General features: G+C 71.1%; 14 protein-coding genes. 7 read left to right on the top strand and 7 right to left on the bottom strand.

The annotated features are described in order from the left end of the window. Window positions 1-240: 240 nt before the first annotated feature. Together ACIA8L_RS07580 and hflX are read right to left on the bottom strand one after the other, a co-directional pair. Entirely contained in the window at window positions 241-2,118 is a 1,878-nt protein-coding gene (locus ACIA8L_RS07580; RefSeq protein WP_395901457.1) for a hypothetical protein, read from the bottom strand. Window positions 2,119-2,217: 99 nt separating this feature from the next. Continuing rightward, window positions 2,218-3,549 (bottom strand): GTPase HflX, encoded by a 1,332-nt coding sequence (gene hflX / locus ACIA8L_RS07575; protein ID WP_395901783.1) that lies wholly within the window; start codon window positions 3,547-3,549, stop codon window positions 2,218-2,220. A 214-nt stretch (window positions 3,550-3,763) separates the two neighbouring features. Between hflX and ACIA8L_RS07570 the strand changes: the two genes are divergently transcribed. Continuing rightward, window positions 3,764-5,200 (top strand): NAD-dependent malic enzyme, encoded by a 1,437-nt coding sequence (locus ACIA8L_RS07570; RefSeq protein WP_395901455.1) that lies wholly within the window; start codon window positions 3,764-3,766, stop codon window positions 5,198-5,200. Window positions 5,201-5,312: 112 nt separating this feature from the next. On the opposite strand, the gene dapF is transcribed toward ACIA8L_RS07570, so the two are convergent. From dapF to ACIA8L_RS07555, 3 genes are all read right to left on the bottom strand, one after another. Continuing rightward, window positions 5,313-6,149, bottom strand: a complete 837-nt coding sequence (gene dapF, locus ACIA8L_RS07565) for a diaminopimelate epimerase (RefSeq protein WP_395901453.1) — start codon at window positions 6,147-6,149, stop codon at window positions 5,313-5,315. Window positions 6,150-6,325: 176 nt separating this feature from the next. After that, complete coding sequence (gene miaA, locus ACIA8L_RS07560; RefSeq protein WP_395901451.1) at window positions 6,326-7,381, bottom strand: tRNA (adenosine(37)-N6)-dimethylallyltransferase MiaA; 1,056 nt, start codon at window positions 7,379-7,381, stop codon at window positions 6,326-6,328. Further along, window positions 7,362-8,033, bottom strand: coding sequence for a hypothetical protein (locus ACIA8L_RS07555; protein ID WP_395901449.1), 672 nt, complete (start codon window positions 8,031-8,033; stop codon window positions 7,362-7,364). The genes miaA and ACIA8L_RS07555 overlap by 20 nt, the downstream gene beginning before the upstream one ends. A gap of 229 nt (window positions 8,034-8,262) precedes the next feature. Between ACIA8L_RS07555 and ACIA8L_RS07550 the strand changes: the two genes are divergently transcribed. Beyond that, window positions 8,263-9,471 (top strand): DUF349 domain-containing protein, encoded by a 1,209-nt coding sequence (locus tag ACIA8L_RS07550; protein WP_395901447.1) that lies wholly within the window; start codon window positions 8,263-8,265, stop codon window positions 9,469-9,471. Window positions 9,472-9,818: 347 nt separating this feature from the next. Here ACIA8L_RS07550 and miaB read toward each other — a convergent pair whose 3' ends face one another. Then, the gene (gene miaB, locus ACIA8L_RS07545; protein WP_395901445.1) at window positions 9,819-11,285 is read right to left on the bottom strand and encodes a tRNA (N6-isopentenyl adenosine(37)-C2)-methylthiotransferase MiaB; all 1,467 of its coding nucleotides are present in this window, start codon (window positions 11,283-11,285) and stop codon (window positions 9,819-9,821) included. Between the two features lie 13 nt (window positions 11,286-11,298). After that, on the bottom strand, window positions 11,299-12,072 hold the full coding sequence (gene surE / locus ACIA8L_RS07540) for a 5'/3'-nucleotidase SurE (protein WP_395901444.1): 774 nt from the start codon (window positions 12,070-12,072) through the stop codon (window positions 11,299-11,301). A gap of 215 nt (window positions 12,073-12,287) precedes the next feature. On the opposite strand from surE, the gene ACIA8L_RS07535 reads away from it, so the two are divergent. From ACIA8L_RS07535 to ACIA8L_RS07515, 5 genes are all read left to right on the top strand, one after another. Then, window positions 12,288-13,034 (top strand): amino acid ABC transporter ATP-binding protein, encoded by a 747-nt coding sequence (locus ACIA8L_RS07535; RefSeq protein WP_395901442.1) that lies wholly within the window; start codon window positions 12,288-12,290, stop codon window positions 13,032-13,034. Window positions 13,035-13,144: 110 nt separating this feature from the next. Beyond that, a complete protein-coding gene (locus ACIA8L_RS07530) occupies window positions 13,145-14,104 on the top strand; it encodes a glutamate ABC transporter substrate-binding protein (RefSeq protein ID WP_395901440.1) in 960 nt (319 codons plus the stop codon). Between the two features lie 71 nt (window positions 14,105-14,175). Continuing rightward, window positions 14,176-14,832 carry an amino acid ABC transporter permease gene (locus tag ACIA8L_RS07525; RefSeq protein WP_395901438.1) on the top strand — a complete coding sequence of 219 codons (657 nt, stop codon included), beginning with the start codon at window positions 14,176-14,178 and terminating at the stop codon, window positions 14,830-14,832. After that, window positions 14,829-15,704, top strand: a complete 876-nt coding sequence (locus ACIA8L_RS07520) for an amino acid ABC transporter permease (RefSeq protein ID WP_395901436.1) — start codon at window positions 14,829-14,831, stop codon at window positions 15,702-15,704. Before ACIA8L_RS07525 ends, ACIA8L_RS07520 begins: the two co-directional genes overlap by 4 nt. 115 nt (window positions 15,705-15,819) lie before the next feature. Further along, entirely contained in the window at window positions 15,820-18,570 is a 2,751-nt protein-coding gene (locus ACIA8L_RS07515; protein ID WP_395901434.1) for an ABC transporter substrate-binding protein, read from the top strand. Window positions 18,571-18,925: the final 355 nt, after the last annotated feature.

The following is an 18,925-nucleotide window of genomic DNA, read 5'->3' as shown; positions in this document are numbered from 1 at the left end:
GACCGGCCCGCTACAGCACCGGCAACGCAGACCGCTCCTAGGACTGCGACCTGCGCTCGGATTGGTCTGCGCAAAGTCGGGCGGCGCGGTGGAAGCGGACGATCGGCGGGCGGCTAGCCAAAGAACCGGCCAGCGCAGACCGCTATCGGGACCGGAAATGCTACTGGGACCGGAACTTGGTGGCGTCGGTTGGTGTGCGCAAGTTGTGCTGCGCGGTGGAGGTGGACGATCGGCGGGCGGTCAGCGGTGCGGGGCGTACCCGCGGTCGTAGCCGCCCTGGTCGCCCGGGCCGTAGCCGCCGCCGCGCCCGGAGCGTGGCGGGGGGCCCTGCGCGAAGCCCTGCTGGTCGCCGCCGCCGTAGCCGCCGCGCTGGTCGCCGGGGCCGCCGCCGTACACGTTGCCGCCACCGCCGCCGCCGGGACCGCCGCCCGAACGGCCCTGGCCACCGGGGCCACCATGACCACCGGAGCCGCCCTGGCCCCCGCCATAGCCGCCACCGCCGCTGGGTCCGCCGCCCTGGGGACCGCCTGGGCCCCCGGGTCCGCCGCCGCCGTACACGCCGCCGCCCTGACGATTGCCCGGCCGGTCGCCGCCACCGCCATAAACGCCCGGGCCGCCAGAGCCGCCCCCCGGTCCACCAGGACCACCAGCACCGCCGGGACCGCCCGGACCGCCGCCAGAACCACCGGGGCCTCCGCCGTACACGTTGCCGCCGCCGTCCCGCCCGCCGCCGTCACGACCCGAGCCGTCACGACCCGAGCCGTCACGACCGCCGCCGCCATCACGACCAGGCCCGCCGCCGTACACATTGCCGCCCGGACCGCCGCGACCACCTGGCCCACCGCCCGGACCCGCCGGACCACCGGGACCCCCCGGACCACCAGGACCGCCGGGGCCACCAGGACCGGATGAGGAGCCGTAAACCCCCGGCGCGCCCACCGCCGCGAACTCGTCGTCCCCGTCCGGGCCCCCGCCGGCGCGCACGTTGCCGGTCGTCAGGCCGGCCGCTCGCCTCGCGGCGCGGGACCGGCGGATGCCCACGACGCCGGCGATGACCAGGGCCAGGCCCAGGATGCCGATCGCGGCCACCGCATAGGTGATGTCCTCGAGGGTCAGGGACTGCAGGAACGACACCTCTTTGGCCTTCGGGGTGGGGACGTTGCCGCCGTTGTTGCCGGCGTTGACCGCGATGTCCGTCGGGGCGTACTTGAGGAGGGGGGCCTTCTTCGACGCGTCGACGTCGGAGGCGGTGACGTAGTTCTTGCCGTCGGGCGTGTAGGTGATGGACTCGCCCTGGGCCTCGTTGGGCAGCGGGGTGATCCGCGGCTTGCCGGTGGTGAGGGCCTTCGCCACGTCGCCGCCGGCCACGTCGAACTCGTAGGCGTCGGAATAGGTGCGCACGACGACCTTGGAGCCGTCCGGCGAGGCGGCGGCACCGGTCACCATCTTCCAGCCGAGCAGACCCAGCGGGTTGGCCGTCTTGGTGTCCTGCAGGGCCTTGAAGTCGCCGGCCTTCTTGAGCTTCACGCCCTTGGCCGTATTGGGGACGAGGGCGGCCTCGGCGACGTAGACCTCGACCGGGGCGACCTTCGTGATGATGACGACGAGGCCGTCGCCGCCGAGCAGGAAGGCTTCGGCGTCGTGCTTCTTGCCGTCGGGATACGTCAGGCGGTTGACCACCGGAGTCGTCGCGTCCGGGGCCACGGTCCAGATGGCCACCGTCTCGCGCGCCTTGGCCGAGCCGCCCGAGGACTCGTCGTTGTCACCGATGTCGGCGACGTAGAGGGTGCCGTCCTTGCCAAGGGCGGCGTCCTCGGGGTCGATGGCGCCATTGGCGTAGTTGATGGTCTTGGTGAGCTTGCAGTCGTCGCCGAGGACGAAGATCTTGGGCTTGGCCGGGCGGGGCTGGCTGTCCTGGATCGCGTAGTAGCCGCCGTCGGGCTTGGCCACCAGGCCGGAGATCTCGGTGACGTCCTTCGAGTTGGGCGTGCAGACGGGGGTGCCGGCGCCGGCCTGGGCCTGCGCGGTCGGGGACGGTGCGTAGGCCACGGCCGGTGCTGAGACGCCGCCCGACAGACAGACCAACGCAGCCGAACTGAGCACCACCCGTCGTCGCATCCCGCAAGTCTGGCAGAGCCGGACCGGCTTTGGGATTGCCCGGTCCGGCTGTCACTCCAGGTATACGACCGACCTAACGTTCAGTCACCACACGCGGCATCAGCCGACGTTCGCGTACGGCGCCAGCTCCGCCGCCAGCCCCTCCGTCACCCGCGCCCGGATGCGGGTGCCCTCGGCCAGGTGCGAGGTCTCGAGGACCTCACCGATCGAGTGCACGCGGGCCACCAGGTCGCCGCGCTCGTAGGGCACGATCGCGGTCAGCTCGATGGCCGGCCACGGCAGGTGCTGCTCCACCGCCGCCCGGACGTCGGCGAGGCCGGCCCCGGTGCGGGCCGAGCAGAAGACCGCCTCCGGCCACAGGCCCTTGAGCCGCAGCTGGGTCTCCTCGTCGGCGGCGTCGAGCTTGTTGATGACCAACAGCTCCGGTACCGCATCCGCGCCCACTTCAGCCAGCACCTCGCGCACCGCGCGGACCTGGGCCTCGGGGTCGGGATGGGAACCGTCGACGACGTGGAGTACCAGATCGGCTTCCGCGACTTCTTCCAACGTGGACCGGAACGCCTCCACGAGCTGGTGGGGCAGGTGCCGCACGAACCCGACGGTGTCCGAGAGCGTGTAGATCCGACCGTCGGCCGCGCGGGAGCGGCGCGTGGTGGTGTCGAGGGTTGCGAACAGGGCGTCCTCGACCAGTACCCCCGCGCCGGTCAACCGGTTGAGCAGGCTCGACTTGCCGGCGTTGGTGTAGCCGGCGATGGCCACGGCCGGGACCCGGTTGCGGCGCCGGGTGGCCCGCTTGGTGTCGCGGATGGTGGACATCGCGGCGATCTCGCGCTTGAGGCGGGAGATCCGGGTCCGGATGCGCCGGCGGTCGATCTCCAGCTTGGTCTCACCGGGGCCGCGCAGGCCCACGCCGCCGTTGCCGCTGGCCGAGCCACCGGCCTGCCGGCTGAGGGCCTCACCCCAGCCCCGCAGCCGCGGGAGGAAGTACTGCAGCTGGGCCAGTTCGACCTGGGCCTTGCCTTCCTTGCTCTTGGCGTGCTGGGCGAAGATGTCCAGGATCAGCGCCGTGCGGTCGATGACCTTGACGTTGACCCGCGACTCCAGCTGGCGCAGCTGCGACGGGGACAGTTCGCCGTCGCAGATGACGGTGTCGGCGCCGCTGCTCTGGACCACGGAGCGCACCTCGTCGACCTTGCCCCGGCCGATGAACGTGGCCGAGTCCGGGCGGCTGCGGCGCTGGATGAGGCCTTCGAGCACCTCGGAGCCGGCCGTCTCGGCGAGCGCGGCCAGCTCGGTCAGGGAGTTCTCGGCGTCGGTGACGCTGCCCTCGGTCCACACCCCGACCAGCACGACCCGCTCGAGGCGGAGCTGGCGGTATTCGACCTCGGTGACGTCGGCCAGCTCGGTGGACAGCCCGGCGACGCGCCGCAGGGCGTGCCGCTCTTCGAGTTCGAGATCGCCGTCGTCAACGAAGTCCTCGAACTCCTCAGCGTCCGCGTCGTAGGCGTCTGCGGAAAAGCTCGTTCGTGCGCGCAAAGCAATCTCTCCTTCTGCAAAGCAACAACCAACTGCTCAATCGTGACACCAAGCGGCGCGGACGGCACTTGATATCTGGTGCTCATCGCCGGGGTGTGAGAATGGCCGGGTGAGTCCTGCCACACACAGACTGCCCAGCGCCGGGTTCAGTATCACCATCCGTGTCTCCGTCGTCGCCGACGCGTCCGCCATCGGCCGCCTGACCACCGCGGTCGGGGAGGCCGGCGGCATCGTGACCGCCGTCGACGTCGTCGACTCCGACAACACCAACGTGGTCGTCGACCTCACCACCGACACCGCCGACTCCTCCCACGCCGAGCTGGTCGTGGCCTGCCTGGAGAAGCTCGACGGCGTCGATGTGCGCAAGGTTTCCGACCGCACGTTCCTGCTCCACCTCGGTGGCAAGATCGAGGTCGCGCCGAAGGTCGCGCTCCGCAACCGTGACGAGCTCTCCCGGGCCTACACGCCGGGCGTCGCCCGCGTGTGCCTCGCGATCGCCGAGAACCCCGAGGACGCCCGCCGGCTGACGATCAAGCGCAACACGGTCGCCGTGGTCAGCGACGGCTCGGCCGTGCTCGGCCTCGGCAACATCGGGCCCTATGCGGCCATGCCGGTCATGGAGGGCAAGGCCGCGCTGTTCAAACGGTTCGGCGGCGTCGACGCCTGGCCGGTCGTCCTCGACACCCAGGACACCGAAGAGATCATCCAGATCGTGAAGGCGATCGCCCCCGCATACGGCGGCATCAACCTCGAGGACATCGCCGCGCCGCGCTGCTTCGAGATCGAGGAGCGCCTGCGGGCCGAGCTCGACATCCCGGTCTTCCACGACGACCAGCACGGCACGGCGATCTGCGTGCTGGCCGCGCTGACCAACGCGCTGCGCGTGGTCGGCAAGCAGATCAGCCAGGTCAAGGTCGTCGTGAGCGGCGCGGGTGCCGCCGGTACCGCCATCATGAAGCTCCTGCTCCGCCAGGGCGTCGGCGACGTGATCGCCACCGACCGGCCCGGTGCCCTGCACCGCGGGATGACCGGCCTGTCGCCCGCGTGGCAGTGGCTGGTCAACAACACGAACAAGGCCAACTACGCCGGTGACCTGCGCGGCGCCGTCCGCGGGGCCGACGTGTTCATCGGGGTGAGCGCGCCCAACCTGCTCACCGGCGACGACATCGCCACCATGAACAAGGACTCGATCGTGTTCGCGCTGGCCAACCCCGACCCCGAGGTCGACCCGCGGGAGGCTCGGGAGCACGCCGCGATCGTCGCCACCGGCCGCTCCGACCAGCCGAACCAGATCAACAACGTGCTCGCGTTCCCGGGCGTGTTCCGGGGGATGCTCGACGCGCAGGCCCGCGAGTTCACCGACGCGATGGCGCTCGCGGCCGCGCGGGCGATCGCGGACACGGTCGGCGAGGACAAGCTCAACCCGACGGTCATCGTGCCGAGCGTGTTCGACGCGCGGGTCTCCCCCGCCGTGGCCGCGGCCGTGCGCGCGGCCGCGAAGGGCCCGCAACTCGACTCGATGCCGGACGGCGAGCCCGAAAACTAAAAACGCCGAAAGTTCAAAAGCCGAAAACTCAAACCGAAATTCAGGGTTCCGGGGCCGCTTCGCTCCCGCCCCGGGCAGGGGGCTCCGCGCCCCCCACACCCCCAGCCGACTCCTACGAGAACACGAGCTGCCGGATGGCCTGCGCGTCGACGTCGCCGTGCGCGACGATGACCGCAGGCCCTTGGAGCACGCACTCGTTCGGCGTGATCGAGATCGTGAGCCGCCCGCCGAGCACATCGACCACCACGACCCCGGACTCGAGCCCGGCGTGGTGCACCGCGACCGCCGCGACCGCGCACGCGCCCGAGCCGCACGACTGGGTCTCGCCGGAGCCGCGCTCGTACACGCGCATCCGCCGGTAGAGGTCGGCGCCCGCCGGAGCCGACCCGACCGCCGCGAACTCGACGTTCACCCCGGCCGGGAAGATCAGCGGGTCGACGACGGGGGCGCGGGTCAGATCGAGGCCCTCAAGCGTCGGCTCGTCCACGGCGCAGACCAGGTGGGGGTTGCCGACATCAACGGCTGTACCGGTAAAACTCCCAGCGGTGGACTGCACATACACCCGCGGAACGGGCATCCCCGCCGAGATCTCCTCACCCATCGTGACCGGCACGACACCAGCCCGCGTCACCAGGTCGAACGTGCCTTCGGGCGCGACCAGACCGGCCTCAGCCAGGTAGCGCGCGTACACACGCACGCCATTGCCGCACATCTCCGACTGCGACCCGTCCGCGTTCCAGTAGTCCATGAACCACTCGGCCCCGGCCGCAGACGCCTCCGCGTCCGGATGCGCCGCGCTCCGCACCACCCGCAGCACCCCGTCGGCACCGATGCCGCGGCGGCGGTCGCACAGGGCGGCGACAAGGGCCGGCGTCAGGGGCAGGGTGCCGTCGGGATCGGGCAGGATGACGAAGTCGTTGCCCGTGCCGTGGCCTTTCGCGAAGCGCATGGCGTCAATCTTGCCGCACGACGCCCGGACCCGCCTCCGTGATGTCCGCCGCCCACACGAAACGGTCGCGACCGCGCGTCGAGCAGGCGTCCATCGCGCGACCACGCGTCGAACAGGCGACCGCGCGTCGAACAGGCGCCCACCGCGTGGCCGCGCGTCGTGCGGCCGGCCGGGGGTCAGTCCGAGCGCACCACGCGCAGGGCCGCCTCCGTAACGTCCGCCGCCGCGCCGTCGAGCCACACGATCCGCTCGTCGCGGCGGAACCACGACCGCTGGCGGCGCACGAAGCGGCGGGTGGCGCGGGCGGTCTCGGCGCGCGCGGTCGCGGCGTCGCAGAGTCCGTCGAGCATGTTCATGATCTGGCGGTACCCCAGCGCGCCCGCCGCCGTCCGCCCCTCCCGCAGGCCGCGGCCGAGCAGGCCGCGTACCTCGTCGACGAAGCCGTTGGCCCACATCAGCTCGACCCGCGCGTCGATGCGGGGGTCGAGCACGGCCGTGTCGACGTCGACGCCGAGCTGCAGCGCGTCGTACACCGGCCGCGGCGCCGGCAGTTCCGCCGTGAACGTCGTCCCGGTCAGCGCGTTCACCTCGAGGGCCCGCACGATCCGCCGGCCGTTGCTGGGCAGGATGCGCGCGGCCGCGACGGGATCGGCCGCCCGGAGCCGGGCGTACAGCGGTGCCGGGCCGGCCTCGTCCAGCTCCCGTTCCAGCTCAGCCCGCAGGTCGGGGTCCGTGCCCGGGAAGTCGAAGTCCTCGAGGACGGCCCGCACATACAGACCGGAGCCTCCGACCAGCAGTGGTACGCGTCCGCGCGCGGCGATGTCGTCGATGGCCGCGCGGGCCAGGCGCTGATAGACGGCGACGCTGGCCGGCTCGGTGACGTCCCAGATGTCGAGCACGTGGTGCGGCACCCCGGCCCGCTCGGACGCGGTGAGCTTCGCGGTGCCGACGTCCATGCCGCGGTACAACTGCATCGAATCGGCATTGACGACCTCGCCGCCGAGCTCCTCCGCGAGCCGCAGGCTCAGCGCCGACTTCCCCGCCGCCGTCGGCCCGACGATCGCGATGACATCCCTCACGCCGACACTCCAGCAAGCTCCGGCGCCGACCTCTCCGCACGCGCCTGCGCCGACATCTCCGCGCGCTCCGGCGCCGGCGCGAGGTCCATCCGGCGCCCGTGGTGAGCGGCCACGATGCCGCGCTCCGGCCCGCTCACGCCCAGGTCGCCACAAAGTAAGCGACCCCGTACGGTGCGGAGTCGTACAGGACCTCCCCGCGCAGGTCGCGGTCCTTCGCCCCGGCCAGCACCTGCCACGGCGCGCGCCCGGCCGCGAGGAGCTCGGCCGCGAGGGCGGGATCGATCGCGGCCAGCGCATCGGCATCGGCCCTGGCCAGGGCGGCGCTGACGGCGGCGTCGAAGGATTCCGCGCGGGCGTCGAAGAAGCCGGGCGCCTTCTCGGTACGGCAGGCCGACCCGTCGCCCATCACGAGCAGCCCGACCCGATCGGCCTCGCCGGCGAGCTTCCGGCCCAGGCGCGCGCACTCGCCGGGCCCGGCGTCGGCGGCGACTGTCTGGAAGTTTCCAGCGCCGGGGCGCAACCAGGCCCCGATCAGCAGGCTCAAGGGCAGCTGATCACCGGTTGGATCACCGATCGGGAGATCGACGCCCCACGGCAACAGGGTCCCCCCGAACGGCGGCTCACGGCGTACCGTCGTGGTATCGGAACCGACGACGATGAGCGAGTCGACCGAGGCGTTCGCCAGGCGCGCCACCGCGGCGCGGCAGGCTGCCCGCAGGTCGTCGAGCTCGGAAGCCGCCCCGGCGGCCAGCTCCGGCACGAGCAGTGGCGGATGTGGGCAGACCGCGGCGGCGACGAGTGACACGGCTTAACGTTATCGGGGACGGTCGCTGCGGCTCCGCTGAGGCTGCGCCTCCGGCACCGGACAGGCCGCACGGGCCTGTGAATGGCACCGGAATGGTCACGGTTCGGCCGCAGGCCCTCGACCGGCCCCGGGGCACACCTGTGAGAATGCCCTGGGGAACTTTGCTGTGCGATGGCGGCGTGACGGTGGGATACCCGATCCTACGGGCGCCGGGATTGAGGATGGGCAGATGAGCGAGCCTACGGAGTTTGGACGGATCGACGCCGACGGCAACGTCTTCGTGAAGACGGCCGCCGGTGAGCGCCCCATCGGGTCCTGGCAGGCCGGGACACCCGAGGAGGGCCTGGCCCACTTCGCCCGCCGGTTCGCCGACCTGGTGACCGAGGTCGACCTGATCGAGGCGCGGCTGGGCAGCGGCGCCGCCGACGCCGGGCAGTCGCTGTCCACGATCCGCCGCCTGCGCAGCGGCCTCGACGAGGCCCACGTCGTCGGCGACATCGACGGGCTCGCCGCCCGCCTCGACAAGCTCACGACGATCGCCGAGGAGAAGGCCGGCGCCGCCCGGGCCGCCCGCGACGCCGCCCGCGCCGAGTCGCTCGCCCGCAAGACCGCCCTGGTCGAGGAGGCCGAGGGCATCGCCGCCGAGGCCACCGGCTGGAAGGCCGCCGGCGACCGGCTCAAGGAGATCCTCGACGAGTGGAAGTCGATCCACGGCGTCGAGAAGAAGGCCGAGAGCGAGCTCTGGAAGCGCTACGCCGCCGCCCGCGACGCCTTCACCCGCCGCCGCGGCGCCCACTTCGCCACCCTCGACTCCTCCCGCAAGCAGGCCCAGGGCCGCAAGGAAGAGCTCGTCGTCGAGGCCGAGCAGCTGTCCGAGTCCACCGAGTGGAACGCGACCGCCGCCCGCCTCAAGGAGCTCATGACCGAGTGGAAGGCCGCCCCCCGCGCCGCCAAGGACACGGAGCAGAAGCTCTGGGAGCGCTTCCGGGCCGCTCAGGACGCCTTCTTCAAGCGGCGGAGCGAGGTATTCTCGGCTCGGGACGCGGAGTTCAAGGGCAACCTGGACCGCAAGCAGGAGCTCCTGGCCCAGGCCGAGGGCCTCGACATCGACGGTGACCCCAAGGGCGCCCAAAACCGGCTGCGCGAGATCCAGGGCACCTGGCACGAGGTCGGCCGGGTCCCGCGCGAGTCGCAGGCCACCCTGGACCGCCGCCTCCGCACGGTGGAGGACAAGGTCAAGCAGGCCATGGACGCCGCGTGGCGCCGCACCCCGCCGGAGGCCAGCCCCCTGCTGGCCCAGATGCGCGAACAGGTGGCGCGGGCCGAACAGCAGCTGGCCAGCGCCCAGGCCGCCGGCGACCAGCGCCGCATCAAGGAGGCCGAGAAGGCCCTGGAGTCCAAGCGCAAGTTCCTGGCCATGGCCGAGCACACCGGCTGACCAACGACTTCTCCGGTGACGGGCAAGCCCCGTCCGACATAGAAAGTTGGCCACTACACGCCAGCGTGCGTGTAGTGGTCAACGTCGTTTCCAGGCCCATTTCCCAAAACGCCGAAGAGCCGAAAAGCCAAAACCAAAAACCAAAAGCCAAAAACCAAAAACCAAAGCCAAAAACCAAAAACCAAACCAAAAAGCCCAAAACGAAGACGAAAGCCGAACCAAAACCAAGACCAAAGCGCAAAAGCTGGATCCGGATTCCGGGGCCGCTTCGCTCCCGCCCCGGGCAAGGGGCTCCACGCCCCCTGCACCCCTGCCAAGCCCGACGGCCGCACCAACGCGGCCGGCTCTCAGCAGTGCGTCGCGGCCGCCGGCACCGGCGGCGCACCGATCGAAGGCATGCCCAGCGACACGCCCGGAGTCCTCGTCACGCGCCCGGCCTCCCAGGCGTCGCCCGCGCGGGTGCGGCGGTGCGAGACCAGCGGCGAGTCCGAGTTCAGGTGATGCGGCGCCGCGTAGGTGACAGTGGTGTGCACGATGTCCCCGGGCCGAATCCCGGCGGCCGGATCGGCGGCGAAATGCACCAGCCGCCCGTCCCGCGCCCGCCCCGACAGCCGCCCGGTCGCGTTGTCCTTGCGCCCCTCGCCAACGGCGACCAGGACTTCAAGCGTCGAACCGACCAGCCGCTTGTTCTCCGCCCACGAGATCTCCTCCAGCACCGAGATCAGGCGGTCGTAGCGCTCCTGGACGACGGCCTTCGGCACCTGCGACTCCATGGACGCCGCGGGCGTGCCCGGGCGCTTGGAGTACTGAAACGTGAAGGCACTCGCATAGCGCGCCGCCCGGACGACGTCCAGGGTCGCGGCGAAGTCGGCCTCCGTCTCGCCCGGGAAGCCGACGATGATGTCGGTCGTGATGGCCGCGTCCGGCATCGCCGCGCGGACCTTGTCGATGATCCCGAGGTACTTCTCGGCCCGGTAGGAGCGGCGCATGGAGCGCAGCACCGCGTCCGAGCCGGACTGCAGCGGCATGTGCAGCGAGTGGCAGACGTTCGGCGTCTCGGCCATCGCCGCGATCACGTCGTCGGTGAAGTCCTTCGGGTGGGGGCTGGTGAACCGGACCCGCTCCAGCCCGTCGATGTCGCCACAGGCCCGCAGGAGCTTGCCGAACGCGAAACGGTCGCCGAACTCCACGCCGTAGGAGTTCACGTTCTGGCCGAGCAGCGTGACCTCCAGTACCCCCTCCGCAGCCAGAGCCTGGACCTCCGCCAGGATCTCGCCGGGGCGACGGTCCTTCTCCCGCCCGCGCAGCGCGGGCACGATGCAGAACGTGCACGTGTTGTTGCAGCCCACGGAGATCGACACCCAGCCGGCGTAGGTCGACTCGCGGCGCGTCGGCAGCGTCGAGGGGAACACCTCGAGCGACTCGAGGATCTCGACCTCGGCGGCCGCGTTGTGCCGGGCCCGCTCCAGCAGCACCGGCAGCGAGCCGATGTTGTGGGTGCCGAACACGACGTCGACCCAGGGCGCCTTCTTCACGATGTCGCCGCGGTCCTTCTGGGCCAGGCAGCCGCCGACGGCGATCTGCATGCCCGGGTGCGCGAGCTTCGTGGGCCGCAGGTGCCCGAGGTTGCCGTACAGCCGGTTGTCCGCGTTCTCCCGCACCGCGCACGTGTTGAACACGACCACGTCGGGGTCGCCGTCGCCGGCCGCCGGCACGTAGCCGGCCTCCTCCAGCAGCCCGGAGATGCGCTCGGAGTCATGAGCGTTCATCTGGCAGCCGTAGGTGATCACGCGGAACGTTCGGGTCTCAGTCATAGCGAGCCAAATCCTATCCCCCGATGTGCTCACCGGCCGTATCGACGATCCCCGGCAGCTCCACGTCGGCCGCCTCGCCCGGCGGGAACAGGGGGGTCACGGCCGCGTACCCGTCCAGCAGCCAGCCGTCGTCGCTACCCGGCTCGGCCACCTCGCCGACCTGCTCGAGCGACATGCGCACGAATCCCTCGCCCTGCTCGCGCAGCGTCATCTGCACCATCCCGAACTCGGCCAGGTGCGCCCGCCGCACCCCACGCAGGTCGCCGGCCTCCACGTCGGGCACGTTCACGTTGAGCGCGAACCCGCCGGTGAGCATCGGCAGCAGGTCGACGGCGACCTCGGCCGCGGTGTCCCAGTTGGCCTCGACGGTGTTGGGGTCGACGTCGAGGGAGACCGCGATGGCCGGGCAGCCGTTGGCCACCGCGGTGAGGGCGGCGCCGACGGTGCCGGAGTGCAGGACGGCCGCGCCGGTGTTGGCGCCCTTGTTGATGCCGGCCAGGACGACATCGGGTTCGGGCCCGAAGGCACCCCGGGTGGCCAGCAGCACGATGAACGCCGGCGTGGCCGAAACCGCGAAAGCAGTGGCGGCGGGGGTACTGCCCAGAGCCCGCTCGGCCATCTGGATGCGCCCGCCGTCGTCGATCGCCTGCAGCGCGGCGCTGGACCCGGAGGACTCCTCGGCCGGCGCGGCCACCACGACCTCGTGCCCGGCCCGGATCACCCGTTCGGCGAGTGCGAGCAGGCCCGGACTGTCGATACCGTCGTCATTGGTCACGAGGATGCGCATGACCACCAGCATCGCGGGGTTGCCCAGTGTGATCAACCGGAGCGGGGTTGCTCAGTGTGAGCAAACGGAGGCTGTAGTGAACCCGTCAGGGACACGTACCGCAAAACGGGCGTCGTTATCGGCCCGTGACCACTGTGTCGCGGATCGGAAGCCTTTGCCCCGCTAACGTCAACGCACCGGACGACGGGACAGGGCATCGCTATGCAGTGGGGCGGATGATGACGGACCAGCCTTTGATCGTGCTCAGTGGCGTCAACAAGTGGTTCGGCGAGCTGCACGTGTTGAAGGACGTCAACCTGTCCATCGGCCGTGGCGAAGTGGTCGTCGTGATCGGGCCCTCCGGGTCGGGCAAGTCGACGCTCTGCCGGGCGATCAACCGGCTGGAGCCGATCAACGACGGCGAGATCGTGTTCGACGGCACGCGCCTGCCCGAGGAGGGCAAGCCGCTCGCCCGGCTGCGCAGCGAGGTCGGCATGGTCTTCCAGTCGTTCAACCTGTTCGCGCACAAGACGATCCTCGAGAACGTGATGCTCGGGCCGGTCAAGGTGCGCAAGGAGAAGGCGGCCGCGGTCCGCGAGCGGGCGATGGGCCTGCTGGAGCGGGTCGGCATCGGGCCGCAGGCGCAGAAGTACCCGGCCCAGCTCTCCGGCGGCCAGCAGCAGCGGGCCGCGATCGCCCGCGCCCTGGCCATGCAGCCCAAGGCCATGCTCTTCGACGAGCCGACGAGCGCGCTCGACCCGGAGATGGTCGGCGAGGTGCTCGACGTGATGACGACCCTGGCCGGCGAGGGCATGACGATGGTCGTCGTCACCCACGAGATGGGCTTCGCCCGGCACGCGGCCAACCGGGTCGTGTTCATGGCCGACGGCCAGCTGGTCGAGGAGGCGACGCCGGCGGAGTTCTTCGCCAACCCGCGCACCGACCGGGCCAAGGACTTCCTGTCGAAGATCCTCACCCACTGACTTTCACCCACACCTCGACCCATGGAGATCGGGCGCACCATCCCCGGGGCGCCCCGGCCGTCCGGCGAACCCGGCGGTCACCTGAGGTAATGGAAGGAGCACGCAAGCACATGCGAATCACGCGAATCGCGGCCGCGGCCGCCGTCGCCACGCTTTCACTCGCCCTTGCCGCCTGCGGCAAGGAGGGCACGCCCACGCCGGAGACCCCGGCCGGGTCCAACGGCGCCGCCGCCCCGCAGAGTGACGCCTGCACGTCGTCGGGTGTGGCCCTGACCGCCGCCAGCGGCGTCGACATCCCCGGCAGCCCGACCTTCACGAAGATCAAGTCGGCCGGCAAGGTCGTCATCGGTGTGAAGTTCGACCAGCCCAACCTCGGCTACAAGGACGCGGCGGGCAAGCGCTGCGGCTTCGACATCGAGATCGCGCAGCTCATCGCGTCGAAGCTGGGCATCGACCCGGCGAAGATCGAGTACAAGGAGGTCGCGTCCGCGAACCGCGAGACGTCGATCAAGGGTGGTGAGGTCGACTACTACGTCGGCACCTACTCGATCACCGACAAGCGCAAGGCCGACGTCGCCTTCGCCGGCCCCTACTTCGTCGCCGCGCAGGACCTGCTGGTCCGCAAGGACGACACGTCGATCACGGGCTCGGACTCGCTCAAGGGCAAGACGGTCTGCTCCGCCACCGGCTCCACGCCGATCCAGCGGGTGCGCGACCAGAAGCTCACCGACAAGATCGTCGAGTTCAAGACCTACTCCGAGTGCGTGTCGCAGCTGATCGACAAGAAGGTCGACGCGGTCACCACCGACGACGCGATCCTCAAGGGCTACGCCGCGCAGAACCCGAGCATGCTGAAGGTGGTCGGCAAGCCGTTCACCGACCCGGCGACCGGCAAGCCCTACCCGGAGAAGTACGGCATCGGCCTCCCGCACGACGACAAGGCGCTGCGCGACTTCGTCAACGCCGCGCTGGAGAAGGCCGAGCAGGACGGCACCTGGCAGAAGATCTACGACGGCACGCTCGGCAAGTCCGGCTCCGCCGCGACGATCCCGGCGCTCGAGAAGTACTGATCTGACCCTCGGGACGCCGCCCCCACCGCGGGGCGGCGTCCCGCCCTTTACCCCCTGGCGATGGGCAGCGGATGAACGAGTTTCTTCACGTCCTCACGGACAACTGGGACGTGATCGGGTCCCACTTCTGGACGACGATCCAGCTGTTCCTGATCTCCGGTGTCGCCTCCCTGGTCCTCGGCACCCTGCTGACCGCCATGCGCGTCTCGCCGGTGCCGGCCCTGCGCGGCTTCGGCACCACCTATGTGCTGCTGTTGCGAAACTGCCCGCTCACGCTCGTCTTCGCGCTGCTGGTGTTCGCGGTGCCGAAGCTCGACGTCAACCTCGACTACTTTCCCAGCGCCTGTGTCGCGCTGACCGCGTACACCAGCGCCTTCGTCTGTGAGGCCCTGCGCTCCGGCATCAACACGGTGCCCGTCGGGCAGGCCGAGGCCGCCCGCGCGCTGGGCATGTCGTTCGGTCAGGTGCTCACGCTGGTCGTGCTGCCGCAGGCGTTCCGCACCGTGGTACCGCCGATGGTCAGCGTCCTCAACGCGATGCTCAAGAACACGACCATCGCGGCCGGCTTCTCCGTCGCCGAGGCGGGCGCGATCCAGGCCTACCTGTCGGAGCGCGGCGAGAACCAGATCTACACCCTGCTGTGGGTCACGATCGGATTCCTGATCCTGGTGGTGCCGCTCATCCTCGTGCAGCGGAACCTGGAGCGGCGCTGGAGGGTCTCGCGATGAGCAACGTCCTCTACGACCTGCCCGGGCCCAAGGCCCGGCTGCGCAACCGCGTCCTCGGTGTCGTGAGCGCCATCGGGATCGTGGCGCTGCTGGTGTACATCGTGCTGCGCTTCAACGACACCGGGCAGTTCGAGTCGATCAAGTGGCAGCAGTTCCAGTACGCCGCGATTCAACAGCAGCTGCTCGACGGGTACCTCACCACGTTGCGCGCGGCCGGAGTCGCCGCCGTGCTCGCGCTGATCTTCGGTGCGGTGCTGGCGGCCGGGCGGCTGAGCGAGCACGGGTACTTCACGGCCCCGACGACGTTCATCGTCGAGCTGTTCCGGGCCATCCCGCTGCTGGTCCTCATCTTCTTCGCCTACTACGGCCCGATCCAGCTCGGCTACAAGGTCGGCCCGTTCTGGCCCCTGGTGATCGGGCTCACGCTCTACAACGGGGCTGTGCTCGCCGAGATCTTCCGGGCCGGCGTCCTGTCGGTGGCCAAGGGCCAGTCCGAGGCCGCCTACGCGCTGGGCATGCGCAAGACCCAGGTCATGATGTCGATCCTGCTGCCGCAGGCGATCCGGGCCATGCTCCCGGCGATCGTCAGCCAGCTCGTGGTGCTGCTCAAGGACACCGCGCTGGGCTTCATCATCCAGCTGCCCGAGCTGCTGTACGTCGGCAAGCAGATCGGCGGCCGCCTGCCGTTCGGCCTGCCCTACGTGCCCAGCTACCTGATCGTCGCGGCGATCTACATCGGCACCTGCGGCCTGCTGTCGGCGTTCGCCTTCTGGCTGCAGAAGCGCCTCATCGGTGGCAAAAAGCCCAAAAAAACGGCGGCTCCGGTACCGCTGCCCGCCGACACGGGCGCCGGTTCCAGCGCGGTTCTGTAGTTTCTTCGCGCGGACCCGGCTCTTTTCAGGGGAGCCGGGTCCGGCTCGTTGAGGGGAGCCGGGCCGGTTCTTTGAGCGGATTGGCAACGTTGCGCCCTATGCGTACGCTGCGCGAGTGGCGGACACTGGCTTCCGGTTGGGCATCGACTTCGGCACCTCGAACACCGTCGGCGTCCTGCGCTGGCCGGACGGGCGCACCAAGCCCCTGCTCTTCGACGGCTCGCCGCTGCTCCCGTCGGCCGTCTACGTCAACGCCGACGGCAGCATCCTGACCGGACGCGACGCCGTGCACTCCGCCCGACTGCAGCCGCACCGGTTCGAGCCCTACCCGAAGCGCCGCGTCGAGGAGGGCACCGTCTGGCTCGGCGAGCGTGACGTCCCCGTCGCCGAGCTCGTCTCCAGCGTCCTGCGCCGGGTCGCGGTCGAGGCCGAGCGGGTCGCCGGGGCCAAGCCCGCGCACGTGATGATGACCCACCCCGCCACCTGGCCCCCGCAGCGCCGCCAGACGCTCGCCCAGGCCGCGGTCGCCGCCGGGCTCCCGGCCCCGCTGCTGTCGGCCGAGCCGATCGCGGCCGCCTCCTACTTCGTCGGCACCGTCGGCACCCACGTGCCGGTCGGCGGCATCGCGGTGGTCTACGACTTCGGCGCCGGCACCTTCGACGCCAGCGTCGTGCGCCGCAACCAGGGCGGCGGCTTCGACGTCCTGGCCAGCGAGGGCCTCCCGGACGCGGGCGGCCTCGACGTCGACGCGGCCGTCGTGGCCTACCTCGGCCGCAACTTCGCCAGCCGCGAGGGCGGGCAGTGGCGCCGCCTGACCAACCCGGAGAGCGAGTCCGACCGCCGCGCCGCCTGGCAGCTGTGGGAGGACGCCCGGCTGGCCAAGGAGATGCTGAGCCGGGCCGCCACGACCTACGTCCACGTGCCGCTGTTCGACGAGAGCGTCCCGATCGGCCGCGAGCAGCTGGAGCAGCTGGCCCGCCCGATCCTCGACCGCACCGTCACCGCTACCCAGATCGCCGTCACCGCGTCCGCGCTCGGCGACCGCCCCGTCTCCGCGGTCTTTCTGGTCGGCGGTTCCAGCCGCATCCCGCTCGCCGCGACCCTGCTGCACCGCGCGTTCGGCCTGGCCCCGACCGCGATCGAGCAGCCGGAGCTGGTCGTCGCCGAGGGCGCCCTGCACCTGGCCCCGCCGACCGGGCGCGCCCACGTCGCCGGGGCCGCCGGCGGCAGCTCCTCCCCCATCTCCGCCGCACCGATCTCGGGCCCGCCGACCTCGGCCGCGCCGACGTCGGGCAGTCGCGCCGCCGAGCTGAGCGGCGACGTGGCCGCCGCGCCGGTGTCGGCCGCGCCCGTCTCCGGCCAGCCGGTGTCGCCGGGCTTCAGCATGCCGTCGAACACCCCGCACCTGCCGCCCCTGGTGCAGACCAGCTCCTTCCCGGTCTACAACCCGCCGTCGCCGGTGACCCCGCCCCCGCCGGTCATCCCGCCGCAGCCCCGCCCGGTGGTGTCGAGCCCGCCGATGCAGCACCGCCCGATGCAGCCGCCGCCGGCGACACCGCCCATGGGCTACGCGCAGCCGGCGCCGGCCGTCCCGCAGCCGGTCACCGCCGTCCCGGCCAGTCCGGCTCCGCCGTGGCAGGGCGGCTATGCACCAGTACCCCCGCCGAAAAAAGGCAATGGTGGACGGCTCGCGGCCATCGGAGGCGGCACCCTGGTCCTGCTCCTGCTGATCGGGGGCGTCATCTGGGCCATCAACCGCCCCGACCCGGTCGTCCCCACGCCGGCCCCGTCCGACAGCGCCGTCTCGGCCGCACCCCCGGTGTGCGGGAAGAAGATCGCCTATCTGGGCATGTCCAGCGGCGACAACGACGACGACGGCGTGATGATGCGCAACAGCGTCCGCTTGGCCATCGACGACTTCAACGCCGCGCACGCCAACTGCAAGGTGGAGTTCAAGGAGTTCGACACCACCGGCACCGACGAGGGCAGCAAGGCCAAGGCCCAGCTGGCCGTCGACGACACCGACGTGATCGGCGTGGTCGGCCCGGTCTACGACAACGAGATCCTCGCCGCCGGCCCGATCCTGGAGAAGGCCGGCCTCCCGATGATCACGCCGTTCGCCCCCGACGACAAACTGGCGACGCAGGGCTGGGCCACCTTCCACCGCGTCATCGGCTCCGACGTGGACCAGGCCCGCGCGGGCGCGGCCTACATCAAGAACACCCTGAAGGCCAACAAGACCGCGATCGTCTACGACGACTCCGACTTCGGCACGACGGGCCGCACCGAGGTCTCCCGGGCCCTGGGCTCGCAGACGGGCCTGACGGTGGCCATCAAGCAGGCCGACACCGACTTCGCCTCGGCCGCGAAGCAGGTCAACGACTCGAAGCCGGACGCGGTGTACTTCGCCGGCCAGTCGACCCCGGGCATCGGCTTCGTGAAAGCCCTCCGCGGCGCGAACGCCAACGTCCCGATCGTGGGCTCGGACAAGCTCTTCACCCAAAACTTCGTGACCAAGACCGAAGGCAAGGCCGAGGGCGTGACGGTAACATGCCCGTGCGTCCCGTCGAAGGACGCCGGCAACGACTTCGCGTCGAAGTACCAGGGCACGTTCGGCGCCTCGGCGAGCTACTACGGCCCGGAGGCCTACGACGCCGCGGGCGTCTACCTGGCCGGCTTCCAAAAGGGCCAGGGCACAAGGGACGCGATGCTGAAGTACATGACAACCTACGAGGCCAAGGGCGCCGCGACGGGCCGCACGATCAAATTCGACGGCAGCGGCAACCTCTCCGCCCAAGACCCCCTGATCTGGGCCTACAAAGTCAAGGGCGAATACATGGTCAACGACACCCCCATCAAGCCCTAACCCTGCAGCCCTTTCCACCACAGGCGCGGCCACCTCCGTCCTTCACCACCGCGCTCCCACCCGCTCCATACGCCGTACCGCTTCCTACACGCGGACGCGACCCGCCGCCTGGACGCACGCACGGGCCCGTACGGCACACGGGCACGGTCCACGGACGCGGACACCGTACGGCGCACGGGCACGGGCACCCTCCACCGCGCGGACGCGGGGCGCACGGGCGCGGGCACCCTCCACCGCGCGGACGCGGGGCGCGCGGACGCGGGCACCCTCCACCGCGCGGACGCGGGGCGCGCGGACGCGGGCACCCTCCACCGCGCGGACGCGGGGCGCGCGGACGCGGGCACCCTCCACCGCG

This window comes from Dactylosporangium sp. NPDC051541 (assembly GCF_044454505.1).
In the GTDB taxonomy this organism is placed as follows: domain Bacteria; phylum Actinomycetota; class Actinomycetes; order Mycobacteriales; family Micromonosporaceae; genus Dactylosporangium.
This window is presented reverse-complemented; position numbering and strand designations above follow the sequence as displayed.